The organism is Advenella sp. RU8, from assembly GCF_048381675.1.
Classification (GTDB): domain Bacteria; phylum Pseudomonadota; class Gammaproteobacteria; order Burkholderiales; family Burkholderiaceae_B; genus Advenella.
In genome coordinates this window covers 377,369-399,276 of sequence record NZ_JBLWIS010000001.1, presented here as the reverse complement: position 1 = coordinate 399,276, position 21,908 = coordinate 377,369, and the positions used below count along the sequence as shown (strand labels likewise).

Sequence of the window (21,908 nt, the reverse complement as noted above, 5' to 3'; positions counted from 1 at the left end):
AAAATGGGCAGTAATGCCCATTTATGTACTAATTTGTGTGAATACAAAATTAATATGCACCCTTCTGGTGCAAAGGTAACGGCTTAGATGTCCAGTATATTCAGGTCAATATACTCGGCATGATTAAGGGATGTCGCAATCTTGCTTCTTAAGGCATTAGTATGCGAAGTACGGACTATTTTCTTCACATCAAGCAACTGCTGAGGATGCATTGAAAACTCGGTTAAGCCAAGGCCGAGCAACAAACGCGTGTAACGCGACTCACCCGCCATTTCTCCGCATACCGCCACATCTTTTCCCGCCCTCTCACCGGCCTGTATGGTTTGGGAAATCAGGCGCAAAACCGCCGGGTGCATAGGGTCATACAAATCGGAAACCTCGTTGTCAACCCGATCGATGGCCAGCGTATACTGAATCAGGTCATTCGTGCCGATTGAAACAAAATCAAGCTGTTTCATAAACGGCTCTATGGCAATGGCAATCGCCGGGATTTCAACCATGGCACCCAATTCAATATTTTCAGCGTAAGCATGACCCTCTTCAGCCAACTGCTTTTTGGCAACCTCAAGTGCCTGCTTGACAGAATGCAACTCATGCATGTGGGAAAGCATAGGAATCAGGACTCTTAACCGCCCATGCACTGAAGCCCGAAGCAAAGCCCTTAATTGGGTCTGGAACATTTCAGGACGGGACAGGCAATACCTGATTGCCCGCAAGCCCAAAGCCGGATTGGCAGCAACCGTCGCTTCACCATCAAGGGTCTTGTCCGAACCAATATCTAGCGTACGAATGGTTACAGGCTTACCCTGCATGGTTTTCAGAACATATGAATAGGCCTCGTATTGCTCCTCTTCATCAGGCAAGTTTTCTCGCCCCATAAACAGGAATTCACTACGAAACAGGCCAATCCCATCAGCCCCCAACGCCATCACCTCATCGGCCTCGTGTGGAAGCTCTATATTGGCTTCAAGCTTGATTTTTTTACCATCAAGGGTAATAGCCGGCTCGTCTTTATGAACAATCAGCTCGGCACGTTCCCGAATATAAGCATCCTGTTTCTTCTGGTATTCTGCCAGAATAAGCTCAGACGGATTAACAATGACAATTCCTGTCTCTCCATCGACGATCAACATGTCTTTGTCACGTAGCAGACTACGAATATTGCCCAAGCCAACTACTGCCGGAACATTCATGCTACGCGCAACAATTGCGGTATGTGAGGTAGCACCACCCAGATCGGTTACAAAGGCGGCAAAACGGGCCCCGCGCAACTTAAGCATGTCGGCCGGAGAAATATCATGCGCCACCACAATGGAAGAATTAATATCCATGTCGAAGGACATATCGGGCAACAAGGAGGACCCCATGCCAGATAAAACCCTCAGCACCCTTTCTATAACCTGATTGACATCAGCCGCACGTTCCCGAATATATTCATCTTCCATTACCGAGAATTGATCTGCCAGCAATTGCCCTTGGGTACTTAAAGCCCATTCGGCATTGTATTGGCGACTGGCAATGATTTCCCGGGTTTGTTCCGACAGCATGGGATCAGAAACTAGCAGGCTGTGAACATTCAACAAGGGAATTAATTCTTTGGGTGCATCTGCTGGCAGGGTTTTGATAATATGCTGGAGGTCTTTGTAAACCGTTTCCAGGGCAGCATCAAGACGAGCACATTCCTGCGGGATATCTTCAGTGGCAATACGATAGTGAGCAACCTCCAGGGTAGCTGCCCCCATAATAACCGCACGACCAATAGCGAACCCCCGGGCAACCCCCTTGCCACGCTTCAACATGACTGAGGTTGGACGGCAGGTCTTTGACTCTCTCATATGCTACCCAATAATACCGTTTATTCCGGCTCACCAAACTTGCTATTGAACAACGCCTCTATTTGCTGAAGAGCATCCGAAGCATCTTCACCTATTGCTTCGAGCGTGACAGCAGTACCTTTGCCCGCCGCCAGCATCATGACACCCATGATGCTTTTAGCATTGACGCGTTGTGAAGCACGACTGATAAAAACTTCACTGCTAAACGAGCTTGCCAACTGCGTTAGCTTTGCGGCAGCCCTGGCATGCAGACCTAGTTTGTTGCTGATAATAATATCTACTGAAGCCATAATTCATCTTATATGTTAGTAACAGGAATTACTGATCGTTGGCAAGATCAATGCATTTCATGCCTTTTTTGCCACCCTCGAAAACAGATTCGCACAATTCTTCCAGGTTTTTTTCACGGTAACGGATGGCATTTAAAATCATGCATGCATTAGTACCCGAAAGAATATGCGACTTTACACCGGCATTTTGTAAAATCTGCACTGCCCTTGCACCAATATTGGCAGGGGTCGCTCCGCCCAAATCAGCAAGAACCAACACAGCATTATTATCGCCAGCCACACTTCTTAACTGCGCAACAATTTCACCAACTTTTTGATCTGGATCAACATCAGGTTCAATATCAAAAAAAACGAAGTTTTCTACATTTCCATAAACATGGGTGGCACAATCATGCAAGGCCGACGCCAAAGGAACATGCGCAATTATTGCAATCGCTGTCATAAAAAACCTTAAGCCGACAAAACGGCTTTTTCAAGTGCCTGGGCAAAGTGATCAGCCACATCAAAGCCGGTTTGCTCTGTAATTTCAACGAAGCAGGTTGGGCTGGTCACATTGATTTCAGTGACATAATCACCTATGACATCAAGACCCACCAGCAACAAGCCCCTTTGCCTTAATACCGGTGCAATGCTTTGCGCAATATGCAAATCGCGTTCTGTCAGTTTTTGGGCCACGCCACGTCCACCCGCTGCCAGATTCCCCCTGGTTTCACCAGCTAGCGGAATACGCGCAAGTGCGTAAGGAACCGGTGCTCCGTCGATTAGCAAAATACGCTTGTCACCATTGGTAATCTCTGGGATGAAGCGCTGCGCCATAATCGTTCGGTTACCATCCTGGGTAAGCAACTCGAGGATTGCGTTTAAATTGGCCTCGTTTTGCAGGACACGAAAAACACCACTACCGCCCATGCCGTCAAGCGGCTTGACCACAATATCCTGATGCTGGGCGTGAAACTGCCTGATTCGCGCCATGTCACGGGTAACCAGGGTTGGCGCCGTAAATTCGGAAAACTCGGTAATCGACAATTTTTCGGGATGGTTGCGTATGGCCGCCCCAGAATTGAATACTTTGGCACCTTGCTGTTCGGCATATTCCAGCAGATGGGTAGAATACACGTACTCCATATCGAATGGAGGATCTTTACGCATGATGGTTGCGTCAAAATGCACCAAAGGCAGTTCATTGTCTTCAGAAGTATAGGCCCACCAGGCATGGCCATGCAAATTGGCATTATCTTCAATTTGAATGGAACGCGAACGGACAAAAACCCGCCCGGTTTCAATGAACAGATCACCCTGCAAGGCAACGCTAATGGAATGCCCGCGTTTAATCAATGCACGCATCATGGCGACCGATGTATCTTTATATGCTTTTAACAAGGGTAATGGGTCTACGATGAATAATACATGCATTGCTATACTTCCAAAGAAATTCCCGCCGGTTAAAGCGGGATATATTGAGTCATAAAACTGAATTACTTGGTAGATTCAGGTTTGCCAGCCACGGCTTTTTTACGTGGAGCCAGCACCATTACCATTTGACGTCCTTCGAGCTTGGGCATTGCCTCTACCTGAACGGTATCGCCCAGATCTTCCCGGATTCGTTCTAACACACGCATACCCAGTTCCTGGTGAGCCATTTCACGTCCGCGGAAACGAAGAGTTACCTTGGCCTTGTCACCATCGTCGATAAAACGACGCAGGTTACGAAGCTTGACCTGATAATCACCCTCATCGGTGGCAGGACGGAACTTGACTTCCTTGACCTGAATCACTTTCTGCTTGGCCTTGGCTTCTTGCAAACGCTTTTGCTCCTGGTATTTGAACTTGCCGTAATCCATCAAACGGCAAACAGGAGGTGATGCATTAGGCGCGATCTCGACGAGATCCACGTCAGCCTGCTCAGCCATGCGAATGGCTTCAAGTGTTTTAACTACACCTAACTGTTCTCCTTCGAGACCAATCAGACGAACTTCAGGAATGCGTATTTCAGCATTTATGCGGTGGGATTTTTCGGTTGCGATGTTAACAACTCCTTAAAAAGATAATAAATTACGCCTTGACATCCTGACGTAAAGCCACATCAGTGCGAAGACGCGCGACGAAATCATCGACAGATAGTACACCCAAATCAAGGTTACCGCGACCACGGACAGCCACAGCACCATTTTCCTGTTCCTTTTCCCCGACAACCAGGATGTAAGGAACTTTCTGCATACTGTTTTCCCTGATTTTACGAGTGATTTTCTCATTACGCAAATCGGCAGAAGCACGGAAACCCTGTTGGGTAAGCGTATTCACCACTTTATTGGCGTACTCGGAAAACACCTCGGAAATCGGGCATACAACCACTTGCTCGGGTGCCAGCCATGGCGGCAGTGCACCCGCATAGTTTTCAATTAGCATACCAATAAAACGCTCGAGTGAGCCCAGAATAGCGCGATGCACCATGACGGGTGCGCGACGCTGGTCGGAGGCATCGACATATTCGGCACCCAAGCGTACCGGCATGGAAAAGTCAACCTGAACCGTGCCACATTGCCAATGACGGCCAATGGCGTCTTTCAGGGTATATTCAATTTTAGGACCATAAAAAGCGCCTTCTCCGGGAGAGATTTCAAACTCGCAACCGGAACGGCGCAAGCTTTCCATCAGCGCTTCTTCAGCCTTATCCCAAATGGCATCATCACCAATACGTTTTTCAGGACGGGTGGCCACTTTATAAAGCACATCGGTAAAGCCAAAATCACGATAAACTTTTTGCAACAATGTCGTAAAGTTCGCACATTCATCTTGCAATTGGTCTTCAGTACAGAAAATATGACCATCATCCTGGGTAAAGCCTCGCACACGCATCATGCCATGCAAAGAACCGGAGGGCTCGTTACGATGACACTGGCCAAACTCGCCATAGCGGATTGGCAATTCACGGTATGAATGCAGCCCGGAATTATAAATTTGGACATGACCAGGACAGTTCATTGGCTTAAGGCCATAAACCCGATTCTCGGATTCGGTCGTGAACATGTTCTCTTTGTAGTTGTCCCAATGCCCGGTTTTCTTCCACAGGGAAAGATCCAGGATTTGCGGCGCTTTTACTTCCTGATAACCATTCTCTATATAGACATTGCGCATGTACTGCTCAACCTGCTGCCATATTCTCCAGCCCTTAGGATGCCAGAAAACCAGTCCCGGACCTTCATCCTGGAAGTGAAACAGATCAAGCTCTTTGCCCAATTTGCGATGATCCCGCTTTTCGGCCTCTTCAAGCATGTGCAGATATTGCGCCTGCTCTTCCTTACTGGCCCAGGCAGTACCATAAATACGCTGGAGCATTTCATTATTGCTATTACCACGCCAATAAGCGCCAGCCACTTTCATCAGCTTGAATACTTTAAGCTTGCCGGTTGAAGGGACATGAGGACCACGACACAAGTCGATGAAATCACCCTCACGATACAGGCTGATAGGCTCGTTAGACGGAATGGAAGCAATGATTTCAGCCTTGTAGTGCTCGCCCTGCTCCTTGAAAAAAGCAACCGCATCATCACGCAGCCATTCTTCACGGGTAACCACTTCGTCTTTTTTGGCCAGTTCTTGCATTTTCTTTTCAATTTTTTGCAAGTCTTCTGGCGTAAAAGGACGCTTGTATGAAAAATCGTAATAAAAACCGTTATCGATCACTGGCCCAATGGTTACTTGCGCCTCGGGAAACAACGATTTCACGGCATAAGCCAGCAAATGGGCAGTAGAGTGACGGATAAGATCCAGGCCTTCAGGATCTTTGGCAGTCACAATCGACAGCTTTGCATCTTCTGTGATAACAAAACTGGTATCCACCAGCCTGGCTTCTTCTGACCCTACAGCCACCTTACCCGCGAGGGCCGCTTTACCCAGACTGGGCGCGATAGTCGTAGCCACTTCACCCACACTGACCGGGTTGGTGAACTGGCGCTGAGAACCATCTGGTAAGGTAATCTGAATCATTTAAATGCCTTAATAAAAAATAAAAACGCGACTATTTTTAGTCGCGCTAGTGATGAGACTGCTAGAAAATTTTCAAAATATAAACTCTCACGATCGCGACTAGAAATTTTTGGTTTCCGTTCTCGTAGTTCGTGCAGTTAAGAATTTCATTTATTTCAGTCTCTACTAAATACATTAACATTTTGATTCTAACATTTTCTGTCTTTTGGCATATTAAAAGCCGTGTTTGCACAGAAAAAACATCAGCAAATGTTGTAAAACAGACCAAATCAAGCGCATTTGACCCGCATTCTGCTTGACCCCACCATCCAATTGCCAGCAAAAATGAAATAACAAGACCGTAAGCTTAACCATGACCTGCCCTCCCTTTTCCTCTCAGACAGCCTTAAAAAAATGCCCAAGAAGAATATTCAGCCAGTCAAAAGAACATCAACAGCCATCAGGACTGGTTACATTATTGCTCAACTGACAAACCTGCTAAAACAATTACAGCCACAATCTGGGTTACAATTTAAGCTATTGTTTATTCTAAATATTTAGCCTAATGCAACTACCCAAATCCATACGCCTTGGCTTCGCCCTTGCTTTTTTTTGCCTGTTAAGTGCCTGCTCCAGCTTAACGACTGGCAATAATGGCATGAGCCACCTACAAATAACCCAAGATGCCCGTGGCGTCGCACTGACCTCACGAGACAGTGATTTGTTCCTGCCAGGCTCGGCGGTCCTTTCCTCTAATTCGGGCCCTTATCTGAATAAAGTAGCCGAATTGCTCAAAGATCGCCCCCATCGCAAAGTACTTATCGACAGTATTTCTGAAAATGCGGGCTCTGCCGAACTGAACCAGGAATTGCAGGAAGTCCGCTCACTAACCCTCATGAAAGCCCTGACCAACCGTGGCATTGATAAAAGCAGGCTGGCTTACACCCAGCCTAACGCCTATAATGGACAAACCGGCACCAACGCTGGCAACCAGTACAAAACCAAAATCATTATTCTGGGTGAAAGCACCAGTGAAATGAATGTCAGTACCATAGAGCGCTTCTTTGATGACCTCTACAAATACGGCAATAATATTTTCAATTAACCAGACTTTCACTTAAGCGTTCTCTCAACCCATTACCACTACTCATTAATAAAGCATGGCTAAACCGATTATTTCTAATACCATTCTGGCCGTTGTGGCAGTTGGCATACTATTTTTCATTGGGCGATCTGTTTATGATGTTTTTACCCGCGCCCCCGTCAAGGGAATAGAAAGCAGCCAAAGCCAGAACAAGAGTAGCCAGGCCGGACCAACCGTTTCAGGCACCATTGAATTACCTGCCGAAAATAATCCTGCCACAACAGAAACACCCGCCAACCTGCCTGCTGCAACCAGCAAGGAACCAGCCAGCCTGAACCAACCCTCACTGCCCCAGAAAAAAGAGCCGGCCATCGCCAATACACCTTCATCAGTGCCTGAAACACCGAAAGCCGCTGCAGAGCCGTTTACCAACGCTGCTCCCACTGAAAAAACCGATGAAACCTCTGCCCTAAAAACCAATCCAGATTTAAGGCAAGTTATTCCTCCGGTGCCTTTGGCACCGCCCAGCCCATTCCCCACGCCCGTCAACCCCGCTTCAAATGAACAATTATTTGAAGCCACCGGCCCCCTTGATAACAACCCTATTGATGACACCCCGATTGACAGCGGTTTTCCCGTCCCTCAATCCAGTTTCCCCGCACCCGGCACCACACCGGCCACCATTCCCGAGCCAGCACCTTTCGAGACAGGAGAAGGCTCTCCATTCAACAATTTCCCTGCGCCAGTCACTAACAGCAATCTGAATTCCGGCAATGTAAATTCGTCAAATCCCGAGTTTGAACGACTACAAAACTTGCGTCAGCAAAAAGAACGCCTTCGCAACGACCTTGGCTTTTAAGCCATAAAAGCGCCAGGAAATAAAAAATCCAGATTTTCATCTGGATTTTTTATTTCTAGCCAACATTAAAGCTTAAATATTTTAATGTTTTAATGTTTTACCTGGTTATCTACACCGGCAGCAGTTTTACTTGCAGCCAATGCTTCCTGGGCCAGCTTGGCAATTTCCGCCTCTGACAAAGGTGTTGGCAAACGCTCCAATGCCACCTCAAGAACACGATCTATCCAACGTACCGGAATAATTTCAAGATGATTTTTGACATTATCGGGGATTTCAGATAAATCCTTGACGTTTTCCTCGGGGATAAGAACCGTTTTGATACCACCACGATGGGCTGCCAGCAGCTTTTCTTTCAAACCACCAATAGCCAGGACCTCACCGCGCAAGGTAATCTCACCGGTCATGGCCACATCCGCCCGCACAGGAATGCCAGACAAAGCAGAGACCAGTGCTGTTGTAATGGCAATACCCGCAGAAGGACCATCTTTAGGCGTTGCACCCTCGGGAACGTGAATATGAATATCTTTTTTCTCGAAAATGCTATCGGCAAAACCAAGCCTGTGCGCACGTGAGCGGACCACCGTTCGGGCTGCCTGCATGGATTCCTTCATGACATCACCCAAAGAGCCCGTATGCTGGATAACCCCTTTACCGGTTACCGCTGCAACCTCGATGGTTAACAGATCACCACCCACTTCTGTCCAGGCCAAACCGGTTACCTGGCCAACCTGGTTTTCTTTCTCGGCCATGCCAAAGGCATATTTACGTACACCCAAATACTCGCCAAGATTTTCATTGGTGACAACGATAACTGGCGCGGTAGCTTTGCTGGCCGCTGTCCTGGAAGTGGACTTAGCCCCCATGAGAATTGCCTTGATTACTTTACGGCAGATTTTGCCCAGCTCACGCTCAAGCGACCGCACACCCGCTTCACGCGTGTAATAACGAACAATATCACGTACCGCACTTTCTTCAATCTTCAGCTCACCCTCTTTGACGCCATTGTTTTTCATCAACTTTGGAATCAGGTGATCAAGTGCAATATGCACTTTTTCATCCTCGGTGTAACCTGACAGATGAATCACTTCCATCCGGTCCAGCAAGGCAGCCGGAATATTCAGGGAGTTGCTGGTTGCCACAAACATGACATCAGACAAGTCGTAGTCCACTTCCACATAATGGTCCTGGAACGTATGGTTTTGTTCAGGATCCAGCACCTCAAGCAAAGCAGAAGACGGATCACCACGGAAATCCATGCCCAGCTTGTCTATTTCATCAAGCAGGAACAGAGGATTGCGCACACCAACCTTACTCATGTTTTGCAAAATCTTGCCTGGCATTGCACCGATATAGGTACGGCGGTGACCACGAATCTCGGCCTCATCACGAACACCACCCAACGCCATGCGCACATATTTGCGGTTGGTTGCGCGTGCAATGGATTGGCCCAAGGAAGTTTTACCCACCCCAGGAGGTCCCACCAGGCACAGGATAGGCGCCTTGACTTTATCAACGCGCTGCTGGACAGCCAAGTATTCAATAATGCGTTCTTTTACCTTCTCAAGCCCGTTATGGTCATCGTTAAGGATTTTTTCAGCATTTTCAAGCGAAGTATTGATGCGGCTTTTTTTCTTCCAAGGCAAACCGATCAGGGTATCAATGTAATTCCTGACAACAGTTGCTTCGGCTGACATAGGTGACATCAGCTTCAGTTTTTTCAGCTCGGCATCCACCTTAGCCCGTGCCTCCTTAGGCATTTGCGCAGCTTCAATTTTCTTTTCAAGCTCTTCAAGGTCAGCACCCTCTTCGCCTTCGCCCAACTCTTTCTGGATGGCTTTTACCTGTTCATTCAGGTAATAGTCGCGCTGGCTTTTTTCCATCTGTTTTTTAACGCGACCACGAATGCGCCTTTCAACCTGAAGGATATCAATTTCTGCTTCGATCTGGCCTAACAGCGCCTCAAGGCGACCGGTAACATCAAGCTCATCAAGCAGATGCTGTTTCTGCTCAAGCTTTAAAGGCAAGTGTGCAGCAATGGTATCTGCCAAACGATCTGTTTCTTCTATGTTATTTAAAGAAGAAAGAATTTCTTGTGGTATTTTTTTGTTAAGTTTAACGTATTGATCAAACTGGGATATGACCGTACGGCGCAATGCCTCCAGTTCTGCCGTATCTTCGCTAGATGGAACAATAGGCATCACTTTGCCGATGAAATTGGACTCTGTATCCCGAATTTCCTCAACATGCGCACGCTGAAGGCCTTCCACCAGTACCTTGACGGTACCATCGGGAAGTTTCAACATTTGCAAAATTGTGGCGATACAGCCAATTTCATATATATCTTCAGGCGCCGGCTCATCTTTGCTTGCCGACTTTTGGGCAACCAGCATGATTTGCTTGCCAGCTTCCATGGCGGCCTCGAGGGCACGGATGGAACGGGGCCTACCTACAAACAAAGGAATAACCATGTGGGGGAAAACCACCACGTCGCGCAACGGCAACAACGGCAACTCTATTGATTCTGCAGGCAAAATTTGACTCGCAGACATAAGCAATTTCCTTGAAAACAATCTGTTATTGATAATAATGGTAGGAATATGGAGGCCAAACCGGAAAATTCAAGGCTTGACTCCATATGCCCTCCAAATATTGTTTTATGCTGCTGCGTTTTTTAAATTACGGGTTTTGGTATTGGAAGAAGATGTTTTTTCTGCTTCGGCATCATCACTGAAAAGCAGCAATGGGCTACCGGTACCATTGACGGCAGCTTCATCGAGCACTACTTTAATGACGTTTTTGCGGGAAGGAAGCTCAAACATGGTTGACATAAGGGCAGACTCAAGGATGGAACGAAGTCCACGGGCACCCGTTTTACGTTGCAGTGCCTTCCTCGCAATGGCTACCAATGCCTGAGGACGAATTTCCAGCTCAACATCCTCCATGGCAAACAGCTTCTGGAACTGCTTGACCAAGGCATTCTTCGGTTCGGTCAGGATCCTTACCATCGCCTCTTCATTTAATTCTTCCAGTGTGGCCACCACCGGCAAACGGCCAACCAGTTCAGGAATCAGACCGAACTTGATGATATCTTCGGGCTCTACCGTGGCAAAGACTTCACCAACACCTTTTTCTGATTTAGACTGAACCTGCGCACCAAAACCAATACCTGATTTTTCCGTGCGGTTCTTAATGACTTTTTCAAGGCCGTCGAAAGCGCCACCGACAATAAACAGGATATTGGTGGTATCGACCTGGACAAAATCCTGGTTAGGATGCTTGCGCCCGCCTTGCGGAGGCACAGAAGCAACCGTACCCTCGATTAATTTGAGCAATGCCTGCTGAACGCCCTCACCGGATACATCACGGGTGATGGACGGGTTATCGGATTTACGCGAGATTTTGTCAATTTCATCAATATATACAATGGCACGCTGCGCTTTTTCAACATCATAATTACAATTTTGCAGCAATTTCTGAACGATGTTTTCAACGTCTTCACCCACATAACCGGCCTCGGTCAAGGTAGTGGCATCGGCCATGACAAACGGCACATCAAGCTGCCGGGCAAGCGTTTGCGCCAGCAAGGTTTTACCGGAACCGGTAGGACCAATGAGCAAAATATTACTCTTGGAAAGCTCAACCTCTTCGTCTTTATTCAACTCAGCATGACGAATACGCTTGTAATGGTTGTAAACGGCAACAGCCAAGCTGCGCTTTGGCTGATCTTGCCCAATGACGTATTGGTCCAGGAATGACTTGATCTGTGCAGGGGTTGGCAACTCTGTTTTGATAGCCTCGCGAGCATCTTCATGCGCACTGTCCCGGATAATATCATTGCACAGCGCAATACACTCATCACAAATAAAAATCGAACCGGGCCCTGAAATTAATTTGCGAACATCATCCTGACTTTTGTTGCAAAAAGAACAATGCAGAACTTTGCCATCGGAAGAACTGTTTTTATCTGCCATATTAAGTATATATATCTCGCAAAAAAAGGCCGACCGTATAAAAAGGTCGGCCATGAACGTTACCTTTAAGGATAGTATAGCAAAACTATACTCCTGCAGCCCTTGTGGTAAGCACTTTATCAATTAAACCGTAAGCCAGTGCATCTTCGGGCGCCATGTAGTTATCACGCTCGGTATGCTCACGAATTCTTTCGATAGGCTGACCGGTATTGTTAGCCAGGATCTGGTTCAGGCGATCACGCAAACTAAGGATTTCGCGCGCCTGAATTTCGATATCGGTTGCCTGACCCTGTGCACCACCCAAAGGCTGGTGAATCATGATGCGAGAGTTGGGCAGGCTATAACGCTTGCCCTTGGCGCCGGAACTTAGCAGAAAAGCCCCCATACTGGCAGCCATACCCGTACACAAGGTAGAGACATCAGGCTTGATGAACTGCATGGTGTCGTAAATGGCCAGGCCCGCATAAACACCACCACCGGGTGAGTTGATATACAGGGAAATATCCTTGTCTGGATTTTCCGATTCAAGAAACAGCAATTGCGCAACCACGAGATTGGCCGACTGATCATTAACCTGCCCCACCAGGAAGACAACACGTTCCTTCAGCAGACGAGAATAAATATCATATGATCTTTCACCACGACCAGACTGTTCTATAACCATGGGGATATAGCCAAGGCTGGTCGGTGTCACCGACTCGCTCCCATGCATGGACGCATAAAAATCGGTAAAACGGTGCATCATTACATTGTTCCCATTAATTCATCAAAAGCGATGGTTTCTTCAGCCACTTTAGCCAAAGACAAAACATGATCAACCACATTGTCTTCAAGCACAACCGCTTCAATTTCGGCACGACGCTGGCGATCAGACAAATAGTAGCTAATAACCTGCTCGGGTTTTTCATAGTTTTGAGAAAACTCTTCAATACGGGCACGAACTTGCTCAGGAGTAACCTGCAATTTAGCCTGCTCGACCAGCTCACCCACCAACAAGCCCAAACGCACACGACGCTCGGATTCAGGCTTGAATGTCTCGGCAGGAATAGGCATTTGGTCTGCGTTAGGCACACCACGTTGCTTGAGCTCTTCGCGAGCAGCGGCAACACGAGCCTGAACATCGTTATCTACCAGTGCTTTAGGGATATCGAAAGTAGCGGCATTTGCCAAGGCATCCATGACGCTGCCTTTAGTGCGGCCCTGGATACGGTTTTTGACTTCACGCTCGATATTGCTACGGATTTCGGCCAGCAGTTTTTCGGTATCGCCCTCTGCCTGACCCAATGACTTGGCAAACTCTTCGTTAACTTCTGGCAAGACCGGTTCGGCAACTTCTTTAACCGTAATGGTGAATTCAGCTGTTTTGCCAGCAACTTCCTTGCCTGCGTAATCTTCAGGGAAGGACAGCGGGAAAGTTTTGCTTTCGCCCGCTTTCAAGCCTGTTGCAGCCTCTTCAAATTCGGGCAACATGCGACCCTGTCCCAGCAGGAACGGGAAGTTTTCAGCTTTTCCACCTTCAAATTCAACGCCATCAATGGTGCCAACAAAGTCCAGGGTAACACGATCGTCTTTTTGTGCAGGACGATCTTCACGGGCTTCGTAAGTTGCACGTTGTTTACGCAGGATATCTACGGTACGGTTGATTTCTTCATCGCCAACTTCAGCAGTAAAGCGCACCACTTCCAGAGAAGAAAGGTCTGGCAAGGCAACTTCAGGATAAATTTCGAATTTAGCTACAAAACCAACCTGACCCTCTTCAACACCTTCAGTTTTGGGCTCGATGGAAGGCATGCCGGCAACACGCAAATCGGCTTCCTTGATAAGTTTGTCGAATTCCTGACCCACTTTTTGGTTGATGACATCATAGCGGATGCCAGGGCCATGACTGCGTTCGATGACAGAAATGGGCGCCTTGCCTGGACGGAAACCCTGTACTTTGGCAGTACGGGCAACACGCTGCAGCTGTTTTTTAACGTCCTGTTCAATATCGTCTAACGATATGATTAGATTTACCTGGCGCTCAAGGCCTTCAAGAGTTTCTACCGTTGCCTGCATTTAAATAAACCTTTTATATTGCGGAAAAATTAATAATATAACCAGTCATTTTACCCAAAAAACCGGACAGTCATCATTTTTTTATATTTAATTTATCAAAAATACTCAAAATGCAACGCCTGTCCCCACGCCAACCGCCATGCCACCACTACCACCCGCTGCACCAACGCCATATACGCAAGCGGATAAAGTTAAAGAAATCGCAAGGATTAGTAGAATATTCCGTTTCATTGTTGCACCTCGAGCATTAAATCAATACACTTTAATACGTACTTAAAAAACCGTTAAGCTAATATTTACACGTACACATTTTATTATTTTTCAAGGGGTATGAACTCATGACTGATTTTGATCAACACAACACATCCGCAGAAACAACCGATCAAACTCAAGAATTCCGCAAACCACGTTTTTCAAATGGCGGTTTTGTCATTGGCCTGATTGTTTTCGGTCTGTTTACCGCACTCATCACCTGGTCCGTGAGCTTTATCGCCATGTTTTTTGGCGCTATTGGCTCTATCATTTCAATCGCGACCTGCCTTTTTGACCATGAGCACTGTCGCTTTACATCAGTACCCGCCAACAACAAAGCCATCGAAGACGAAAACTGGGCTTATTTTGCAATCAGGGCCGTTTTCGGTGCCATCTTTGGCACTGCCGCCTACGTCATTGTTCTACAAGGTGTTGCCCCTGATACGCCTTGGGCAGCTGTAGCAACTGTTGCCGCTTTTGCCGGCTTGTTATTCGACAAGCTCCTGTTCAAAAAATAATCCAGATAGCTAGCGAGGCAGTTTTATTCGCACGCCAGCGCCCCAAAAAAGCTTCATGAAAACATGAAGCTTTTTTTTGTTCACGCCAGTCTGAAAACCGTTCCTTTGTCAAAAGCACCCGCCAATAGATGACTGGCAACTACCTTGCATCACTTACAGGCTTTTCTTCAATTCATCCATAGAACCATATACCTTGTTCATGGACTCAAACTCTTCCTTGGTGCAAGGATATGTTTGTTCCGACGGAACACCCGTATCATCTTGTGCATCAGCCACAGCAGTAACCTTGCTACACATATAACGGGTGACACTTGGGTCCTGCCCCGGAATATTGTCCTGAGCCGCACAGCCGGCCAATAATATGACCATGGCAAGCAATCCTGTTTTTTTCATTTCAAACCCGTCCAATTAATTACTCAATTACTTCTGTATAAATCATCAATTTTTTTGCTGGCTTCTTTTTCCTTCAGCTCTTCCTCGGTTGGCAACACAACATCGTTGATTATAGGTTCACTCCAGGTACCACGCACAAAATATCTTGCGGTTAACGAGCGCTGCAAAGGCGCCTGCAATAGCCATTGAGAAAGAAAAGCCCCCACGCCGACCACTGGATTAACTATCACGCCAGTAAGAATGGCGGCACCACTAATATCCAGATTAGGAACCACTACCGCCTGAAAATCAAGTGACTCGGTATTTATATTGGTCATGCCAGAGGCGACAATAGCCACTGCCGGACCATTAAGACGAAAATCGGAAACCTGTACATTGCCCCGCGTCATATCCAGCTTAGACCTGACCATATCAAAACTCACGCCATCCTTGAATGAATTACCCAACGTACTGCCGAACTCGGGAATTCTGGCAATGGATTGCAAAGCCAGCAACTCAAGTGCCTTAACCACTTTCGAGTCAACACTTAGCAATCGGCCACCAGTTACCTGACTATCAAGATTAAGATCGATCTGGTTCAAGTCCAGATCAGTAATATCAGGCCACTTCAAAGCACCATTTATATGCCCCTTACCACCGGCAACTACTGTTTTTTCTAACCATAAAGACAGTAACTTACCCAGATCCAGAAAATTCATATTCAGTTTAAGGTCCAGTCCTGTACTGTTGTTTACGGTTTTCAACATACCTGTGGCATACATGGAACCGGCGGAATTACTGATCGTCATCTCGTCAATCCGCCAATTGTCCTGCCGGTTGCTTTTCCGTCCTTTCAAGGCAAGCGAACCCAACTCGCTATCAAAGATCGAAAACCGCTTGGCGCTAATGTCCAGCCTTGGCAAATGCAAGATCTTGTTGGTTTTTTTATCATTCGGGCCACTATTTATTTCTTCATTTTCAGCCTCTGAATTAAGCACCAGACGATCAAATCGGGCCACGACAGAATCCTCATGAAAAACCTTGCCTGGGATCCATTCAATCTCACCGGCCACCGCTTCGGAATCCACCTTAAAATCCCATGCTGATGATTTGCGGTTTTTACTGCCAGAGACCGTTGCCTTGGCAATAGTCTGCGACAAATAACGAAGAGAATCAGCCTCCAACTGCAAAGCGGTCACATCGGGAAACACCGGGACCCGCTTGCCTGAGGACTGACCCGCATCAAACTCGTCAACAATATCCAGCCATTGCTGGATATCAAGAAAAGCCAGCTTGCCGTTTATTTTCAAGCCCGAAGCCGGCATGACTGGCGCCGCTGATATCCCTACCGCCCCCCTGGAAAAAAAAGCACCTACCATTGAACGAATATCACGTTCAAAAACAGCCTTGATTTTGCCCTTGCCCAGATCCAGCTCAAGCAGCCGCTGATTATCATTATTTTTGCTGGCATTACTTAGCCAGCGTGCACGCAATGGATTTGAAGCAGCGGCTGTTTTTCCAACCTCGGGAGGAAAATCAAGCGCCAGTCCTTGCAAGGATGAATCCACACTTACATTAACCTTCCCGCCTACCAGAAAATCAAGCCGGGCCTCGTAACTGGCCTGACCTTTTATCCGGTTCAACCCTTTGACCGGCAACACCTCCCTTAGCCCTTCACTGGTAAATGTCCCATTGATGCTCAAGGCTTTGCCAGAAGACCCGATATTCCCATCCAGTTTAACCGGGCCACCCAGCATAATCCCCTCAAGTTTTTGCGTAACCAGTTCGGTTTCATCAAACCGCAATGAGCCACTCATTTTGCGAAGCCAGGGATAATCCGGCTCGAACTGAAAATCGGCATCCCGCATATGGATGGTTCCGCTTACCTTGGCATTATCCGCATCATTAACCGGGATAAACAAGCGCAACGGAATTTTCCAGGTGCCTGTTGCACGGGCGGTATCCAGGGCGTTACTGATCAAATAGCCCAAGGGCGTGGTTCGGGCAAACTCAAGATAAGCGCCAGCGTCCGCGGTTGAATTGGCCTGCAACTCAACCTCGGTACTTTTTTCAATATTGGAAACCAGCCCTGAAAATTCATTCAAGTCAATCTTTCCGTCTTGACCACTCAAGAAATAAGCATGCATCGATTGCAGGGCAATCTTGTCACGATTGAAATCAAATTTACCGCTTTCCGAATAGACTACCGGCCATTTGCGCCCCTTTATTTCCTCCTGATGATAATCAAGGGCCAAACTGTGGTAATCACCCTTTAACTGAAAATCACCGGATTGTGGCCGAAGCCCGAAAGGAAAATGATCCACAACGCCTTTAAGTGTAAAAGGCGCATCTTTTAGATAGCCATCCTTGAAAGCATGGGTTAGCCAGTCCAAGGCATCCTCATCAATCACGTTGGGCAGATAACGGTATAAATGGGGCAACTTCAGGGAGTGCAATTTCCCCTGCAGATCAACAATGCCATTATCTGAATCAGGATCAAACTGCCAGCTGCCAGTGACATCAATCTTAATATCTTCATTTTGAATGGTTCCCTGCTGTATGCTTACCCACGGCAGCTGGTTTTCATTTCGCTGAAAGCTACCCGTTATCTGAACGTCACTCAGACTGACAGGTTCGTTAAAAGAAGTTTTATCCAGATAGAAAAACTGCCCGGCCTTGAATGAAAACGCCCAAGGACTGGTGCCGGCCAAGTTACCTGGGGAAATTTGAGCTACATTTGCCGTACCGGCACGACGGTTGATTTCCGCCTGAATATTTTCAAGGCTGGTATCCAGTTTCAATGCCAAAAGACCGGAAGAAACAATAAATGAATGCCTTCTTAAATGGTCTTCCAACCTGAAATCCCTTGCCTCGGCATCTAGCGAGATGTTGCCGATTTTATTCCTGTCTATATCAACAACAATAGAAGCATGATTGAAATAGCCTGACCGAAGCTGTTCGGGAACATTTAACCATGGCGCCAGAGCCAACAAAGATAAACCATTTAATCTTGCCTTGACTGCACCACTCCATTGCAATTGCCCCGCAACATCCACCGCCTGTGTCAAGGTTGCATCAAGCGTTAATGATTGGCCAAGCTGTTCGGGCAAATTGGCCACCACTGAAACATCAACCCCATCACTTTCAGGTTTTACATCAAGCGTTACGCCCGACAACACCAAAGGAGGAGCCCGACGCTGCTCATCAATCCAGATCAGGTCAGCCTCTTTCAGGCTAAGCGATGACAGGGATGACAGCCAACCGGCCAGAGACGGCAACTCGCCATTATCCACAGACTTTTCGGGCAATATGCCATTATCTTGTTCAGTCAGTTTTTGCCCCAGCAAACGTATGCTCCCATCAGCATCCCTGCGTATATTCAAAGCGGCATTGTTGATACTGATTTCTGACAAAAAAGGACGCAGGCGCAACAAATTCAACCAGTCCACCCCTGCCGAGACTGATTTAATCTTCAAATATTCGCTCTTTTGACTGTTTTCTACCGTTACATCCTGCAATTGCAACAATGGCCTGTCATCCCAGGCAAGCGACAAATTCGCTACCTTCACATCCAAATCAAGTGTTTGACTAAGATAAGTCTGAATTTGAGGCAACCATTGATTAATATTGGGAGCAAGGAAATACCTTACTCCCAGAGACAAGGCCGTAAGTAAAACAAAAAAAACAATAACAACGACGAGGCAATAGCCTAAAATTTTTCTAGCAACGCTCACAGGGGCGGCTCACATCTTGATAATTTCAGTACAGTGTATTATATCCATTACTGAATTGCCTCTGGCCACAGAAACAATCATTAGACATATCCTTACATTTTTGAGAAAGCATGAAGCCTACTAACAGCTTGACCCGCGCCCTTGAGTGGTCCAGTTACCTGCGCCGAAAAACAGATACGAATGAAAAACTGGAATCCACACTAAACCAGGACACGCTGTCTCCCATTACACCAGAGCTCATTGAGCAATGGCTTGTTCAATCAAGCGGCCAGCCTGTTAATCAGCCCATGACAACCGAGCAATGTAAGCAAATTTTGCGCCAGCTCAGGAACCGGGTATTTTGCACCCTGATGGTTCGGGATATCAACGGCCAGGCATGCTTTGAAGAGGTCACCCAAAGCATGAGTTTCCTGGCTGACTTGTCAGTTACGCAGGCTTACATGAGTATCATGCAGGATCTGGTGACTATCCATGGCGAACCGATTGATCCGGAAACCGGCAAACCCATGGAAATGATCATTCTGGGCATGGGCAAGCTAGGTGGCAAGGAACTGAATGTATCCTCGGATATTGACTTGATCATGCTGTACGCCCAGGAAGGTGAAACAAAGGGCAGGCGCCCCCTCAGCCATCACGAATTTTATGGTCGCCTGACCCAGCGCATGATGCCCGTCCTGTCCGAAATCAATGCCGATGGCCATGTTTTCCGCACCGACCTGCGTTTACGCCCTGATGGCGATGCCGGACCCCTGGCATGGAGCCTGGATGCACTGGAAAATTACCTGATTACCCAAGGACGGGAGTGGGAGCGCTATGCATGGCTCAAGGCGCGAATCATTCCGGTCAAATATTTTGAGCACAGCACACCCAAGGACGACCTTGCCCAGCTGGAAAGCCTGCGGACTCCCTTTGTATACCGCAAGTATTTTGATTTTGATGCCCTTGCTTCTTTGCGCCAGTTGCGAGAGCGCATTCGCCAGGACTGGCAACGCAAGGCCCTTAACCGCAGTGGTGTGGACAGCATTCACAATATCAAACTGGGTGAAGGGGGCATCCGGGAAATTGAGTTTACCGTGCAGCTGTCGCAACTGATTCGTGGCGGCAGAATGCCTTCCTTGCAACTCAGGGGCCTGCTGCCTGCCCTGCAGGCTGAAATAAACATGGGACTGATCAGCAAGGCAGAAGGCCTGTTGCTGGAAAACGCCTATCGTTTCCTGCGTCGCGTAGAACATATGCTGCAATACCGTGAAGATGAACAAACCCATCTGTTGCCAAGCGACCCACAACGTTTTGCCGCCCTGGCCAATGCCATGAACATGGAAACGGAAGCATTCAGGTTGCAGCTGAACGAACACCGCCAGGTGGTGTCACGGGCATTCCGGAATGCGTTCAGGATTGCCGGCATGGGTGAAGAGTCTCCCTCTGTAGCGCACGACAGCAATCACCAACCCACACCAGAAAGTACCGACCTGGTTGAACTGATTCAACAATTTTTTGCACCGGAAAGCCACGAATATATACAAAACCGCATCAAGGCACTGTTAAACAGCAGCCGTATCCGCACCCTTTCAAACTCAAGCCGAACACGGCTGAAGAAACTGCTGCCCAAATTGCTGGAAACCGCCGCCAAAGCCGATGATCCGCAACTGACCTGCGCAAACCTGTTCGACCTGATCGAGGCAATTGCCCAGCGCAGCGCCTACATTGCCTTGCTGGCAGAGTATCCCGAAACCCTGGCAAGAGTGGCGCGTATCATGTCTGCCAGCCATTGGGCGGCCGGCTACCTGATCCGCAACCCCATTCTTCTTGATAGCCTGATCGACTGGCAAACGTTGATGCAAAGCGTGGATTTTTCCCATGTTGCCACACAGCTAAGCAAAGACCTGGACGCCTGCGTTCTGCAAGACGGGCTACCCGATGTCGAACAGCAAATGAACATCATGCGTGATGTTCAGAAACAGGTCAGCTTCCAGTTACTTGCCCAAGACCTTTCTGGCGGCCTGTCAGTTGAAAAACTGGCCGACCACCTGTCTGCCCTGGCCGACCTGCTCCTGGAAGAAAGCCTGAAACGCGTTTGGCCCGCAGTCAAACCAAAACCGGAAAAACTGGGTGATGAAGTACCCGAGTATCCACGCTTTGCCGTTATTGCCTATGGCAAACTGGGTGGCAAGGAACTTGGTTACGCTTCCGACCTGGACTTGGTCCTGCTTTTTGATGACCCGGCCGATTACGCCCTTGAGGTTTATGCAAAACTGGGACGACGCCTGAGCACCTGGCTTTCAAGCATGACCTCTTCAGGCCGGATGTATGAAATTGACTTGCGCCTGCGCCCTGACGGCGACGCCGGCCTGCTGGCGATTTCGGTTGAAACTTTCGAAAAATACCAGCTTGAACACGCCTGGCCCTGGGAGCATCAGGCCCTGACCCGGGCACGCTTCTGTGCAGGTGACAAGGCAATCGGCAAGCGGTTTGAGCAAATCCGTCGCAATATTCTGCTCCAAGAAAGAGACCGGGAACAACTGAAAAAAGATATTATCGACATGCGGGCCAAAATGCGAGCCGGGCACCCCAATAATTCCGCTATGTTTGATGTTAAACATGACCAAGGGGGCATGGTCGATATTGAATTCATTACCCAATATCTGGTACTGGCCTATTCGCATCAATATCCCAGACTGCTGGATAATCTTGGCAATATTGCCTTGCTTAAAATTGCCGCGGAAGGCGGTTTTATTCCGGAAGAACTGGCCAATGCAACCGCTGATGCCTACCGGACCCTGCGCAAAACCCAACATGCCGTTAGATTGCGCGGGCAGGAAAAAGCACGGATAGACAATCATTTACTGCTGACCGAAAGAGAGGCCGTGAACAAACTGTGGGAAACGGTTTTTCCCGGCACGCGGGAGCAGGCAAGCAATACAGCACAATAAGCCAAAGCCCTGGACTTAGAGCAAAAATACTCTAAAATGGAT

17 protein-coding genes are annotated in these 21,908 nt (G+C 47.8%); 4 read left to right on the top strand and 13 right to left on the bottom strand.

Going from position 1 to position 21,908, the window contains the following annotated elements; translation table 11 throughout:
- Positions 1–83 precede the first annotated feature (83 nt).
- The 6 genes from ptsP to thrS all read right to left on the bottom strand — a co-directional run bounded on the left by ptsP (position 84) and on the right by thrS (position 6,112).
- Positions 84–1,835 (bottom strand): phosphoenolpyruvate--protein phosphotransferase, encoded by a 1,752-nt coding sequence (ptsP, locus tag ACM5Q9_RS01835; protein WP_418143023.1) that lies wholly within the window; start codon positions 1,833–1,835, stop codon positions 84–86.
- Between the two features lie 20 nt (positions 1,836–1,855).
- Positions 1,856–2,125: an HPr family phosphocarrier protein gene (locus tag ACM5Q9_RS01830; RefSeq protein ID WP_418143022.1), complete on the bottom strand. Its 270-nt coding sequence runs from the start codon at positions 2,123–2,125 to the stop codon at positions 1,856–1,858.
- Between the two features lie 28 nt (positions 2,126–2,153).
- Positions 2,154–2,567, bottom strand: a complete 414-nt coding sequence (locus ACM5Q9_RS01825; protein ID WP_418143021.1) for a PTS sugar transporter subunit IIA — start codon at positions 2,565–2,567, stop codon at positions 2,154–2,156.
- 8 nt (positions 2,568–2,575) lie between these two features.
- Positions 2,576–3,538 carry a glutathione synthase gene (gene gshB / locus ACM5Q9_RS01820; protein WP_418143020.1) on the bottom strand — a complete coding sequence of 321 codons (963 nt, stop codon included), beginning with the start codon at positions 3,536–3,538 and terminating at the stop codon, positions 2,576–2,578.
- 62 nt (positions 3,539–3,600) lie between these two features.
- Complete coding sequence (gene infC / locus ACM5Q9_RS01815; RefSeq protein WP_418143151.1) at positions 3,601–4,149, bottom strand: translation initiation factor IF-3; 549 nt, start codon at positions 4,147–4,149, stop codon at positions 3,601–3,603.
- 28 nt (positions 4,150–4,177) lie between these two features.
- Positions 4,178–6,112: a threonine--tRNA ligase gene (gene thrS / locus ACM5Q9_RS01810; protein WP_418143019.1), complete on the bottom strand. Its 1,935-nt coding sequence runs from the start codon at positions 6,110–6,112 to the stop codon at positions 4,178–4,180.
- A 637-nt stretch (positions 6,113–6,749) separates the two neighbouring features.
- On the opposite strand from thrS, the gene ACM5Q9_RS01805 reads away from it, so the two are divergent.
- Both ACM5Q9_RS01805 and ACM5Q9_RS01800 read left to right on the top strand, forming a co-directional pair.
- Complete coding sequence (locus ACM5Q9_RS01805; RefSeq protein ID WP_418143018.1) at positions 6,750–7,196, top strand: OmpA family protein; 447 nt, start codon at positions 6,750–6,752, stop codon at positions 7,194–7,196.
- A 55-nt stretch (positions 7,197–7,251) separates the two neighbouring features.
- Positions 7,252–8,034, top strand: a complete 783-nt coding sequence (locus ACM5Q9_RS01800; RefSeq protein ID WP_418143017.1) for a hypothetical protein — start codon at positions 7,252–7,254, stop codon at positions 8,032–8,034.
- A gap of 89 nt (positions 8,035–8,123) precedes the next feature.
- Here ACM5Q9_RS01800 and lon read toward each other — a convergent pair whose 3' ends face one another.
- From lon to ACM5Q9_RS01775, 5 genes are all read right to left on the bottom strand, one after another.
- Positions 8,124–10,583, bottom strand: a complete 2,460-nt coding sequence (lon, locus tag ACM5Q9_RS01795; RefSeq protein WP_418143016.1) for an endopeptidase La — start codon at positions 10,581–10,583, stop codon at positions 8,124–8,126.
- A gap of 105 nt (positions 10,584–10,688) precedes the next feature.
- Positions 10,689–12,005 carry an ATP-dependent Clp protease ATP-binding subunit ClpX gene (clpX, locus tag ACM5Q9_RS01790; protein WP_418143015.1) on the bottom strand — a complete coding sequence of 439 codons (1,317 nt, stop codon included), beginning with the start codon at positions 12,003–12,005 and terminating at the stop codon, positions 10,689–10,691.
- A gap of 85 nt (positions 12,006–12,090) precedes the next feature.
- Positions 12,091–12,747, bottom strand: coding sequence for an ATP-dependent Clp endopeptidase proteolytic subunit ClpP (gene clpP, locus ACM5Q9_RS01785; protein ID WP_418143150.1), 657 nt, complete (start codon positions 12,745–12,747; stop codon positions 12,091–12,093).
- Positions 12,748–12,749: 2 nt separating this feature from the next.
- Positions 12,750–14,060: a trigger factor gene (tig, locus tag ACM5Q9_RS01780; protein WP_418143014.1), complete on the bottom strand. Its 1,311-nt coding sequence runs from the start codon at positions 14,058–14,060 to the stop codon at positions 12,750–12,752.
- A gap of 105 nt (positions 14,061–14,165) precedes the next feature.
- Positions 14,166–14,291 (bottom strand): hypothetical protein, encoded by a 126-nt coding sequence (locus tag ACM5Q9_RS01775; RefSeq protein ID WP_418143013.1) that lies wholly within the window; start codon positions 14,289–14,291, stop codon positions 14,166–14,168.
- 107 nt (positions 14,292–14,398) lie between these two features.
- On the opposite strand from ACM5Q9_RS01775, the gene ACM5Q9_RS01770 reads away from it, so the two are divergent.
- Entirely contained in the window at positions 14,399–14,830 is a 432-nt protein-coding gene (locus ACM5Q9_RS01770; RefSeq protein ID WP_418143012.1) for a hypothetical protein, read from the top strand.
- A gap of 153 nt (positions 14,831–14,983) precedes the next feature.
- On the opposite strand, the gene ACM5Q9_RS01765 is transcribed toward ACM5Q9_RS01770, so the two are convergent.
- Both ACM5Q9_RS01765 and ACM5Q9_RS01760 read right to left on the bottom strand, forming a co-directional pair.
- Entirely contained in the window at positions 14,984–15,223 is a 240-nt protein-coding gene (locus ACM5Q9_RS01765) for a hypothetical protein (RefSeq protein WP_418143011.1), read from the bottom strand.
- Between the two features lie 23 nt (positions 15,224–15,246).
- Positions 15,247–18,771 (bottom strand): YhdP family protein, encoded by a 3,525-nt coding sequence (locus ACM5Q9_RS01760; RefSeq protein WP_418143010.1) that lies wholly within the window; start codon positions 18,769–18,771, stop codon positions 15,247–15,249.
- Positions 18,772–19,046: 275 nt separating this feature from the next.
- Between ACM5Q9_RS01760 and glnE the strand changes: the two genes are divergently transcribed.
- Positions 19,047–21,866, top strand: coding sequence for a bifunctional [glutamate--ammonia ligase]-adenylyl-L-tyrosine phosphorylase/[glutamate--ammonia-ligase] adenylyltransferase (glnE, locus tag ACM5Q9_RS01755; RefSeq protein ID WP_418143009.1), 2,820 nt, complete (start codon positions 19,047–19,049; stop codon positions 21,864–21,866).
- The last annotated feature ends 42 nt before the right edge of the window (positions 21,867–21,908 follow it).

What these genes read in the sequence shown, in the direction of transcription:
- ACM5Q9_RS01805 (WP_418143018.1), top strand. Translation starts at nt 6,750, where the DNA reads ATGAGCCACCTACAAATAACCCAAGATGCCCGTGGCGTCGCACTGACC.
- glnE (WP_418143009.1), top strand. Translation starts at nt 19,047, where the DNA reads ATGAAGCCTACTAACAGCTTGACCCGCGCCCTTGAGTGGTCCAGTTAC.
- ACM5Q9_RS01830 (WP_418143022.1), bottom strand. Translation starts at nt 2,125, where the DNA reads ATGGCTTCAGTAGATATTATTATCAGCAACAAACTAGGTCTGCATGCC.
- gshB (WP_418143020.1), bottom strand. Translation starts at nt 3,538, where the DNA reads ATGCATGTATTATTCATCGTAGACCCATTACCCTTGTTAAAAGCATAT.
- ptsP (WP_418143023.1), bottom strand. Translation starts at nt 1,835, where the DNA reads ATGAGAGAGTCAAAGACCTGCCGTCCAACCTCAGTCATGTTGAAGCGT.
- clpX (WP_418143015.1), bottom strand. Translation starts at nt 12,005, where the DNA reads ATGGCAGATAAAAACAGTTCTTCCGATGGCAAAGTTCTGCATTGTTCT.
- ACM5Q9_RS01765 (WP_418143011.1), bottom strand. Translation starts at nt 15,223, where the DNA reads ATGAAAAAAACAGGATTGCTTGCCATGGTCATATTATTGGCCGGCTGT.
- lon (WP_418143016.1), bottom strand. Translation starts at nt 10,583, where the DNA reads ATGTCTGCGAGTCAAATTTTGCCTGCAGAATCAATAGAGTTGCCGTTG.
- clpP (WP_418143150.1), bottom strand. Translation starts at nt 12,747, where the DNA reads ATGCACCGTTTTACCGATTTTTATGCGTCCATGCATGGGAGCGAGTCG.
- ACM5Q9_RS01825 (WP_418143021.1), bottom strand. Translation starts at nt 2,567, where the DNA reads ATGACAGCGATTGCAATAATTGCGCATGTTCCTTTGGCGTCGGCCTTG.
- tig (WP_418143014.1), bottom strand. Translation starts at nt 14,060, where the DNA reads ATGCAGGCAACGGTAGAAACTCTTGAAGGCCTTGAGCGCCAGGTAAAT.
- thrS (WP_418143019.1), bottom strand. Translation starts at nt 6,112, where the DNA reads ATGATTCAGATTACCTTACCAGATGGTTCTCAGCGCCAGTTCACCAAC.
- ACM5Q9_RS01800 (WP_418143017.1), top strand. Translation starts at nt 7,252, where the DNA reads ATGGCTAAACCGATTATTTCTAATACCATTCTGGCCGTTGTGGCAGTT.
- ACM5Q9_RS01770 (WP_418143012.1), top strand. Translation starts at nt 14,399, where the DNA reads ATGACTGATTTTGATCAACACAACACATCCGCAGAAACAACCGATCAA.
- ACM5Q9_RS01775 (WP_418143013.1), bottom strand. Translation starts at nt 14,291, where the DNA reads ATGAAACGGAATATTCTACTAATCCTTGCGATTTCTTTAACTTTATCC.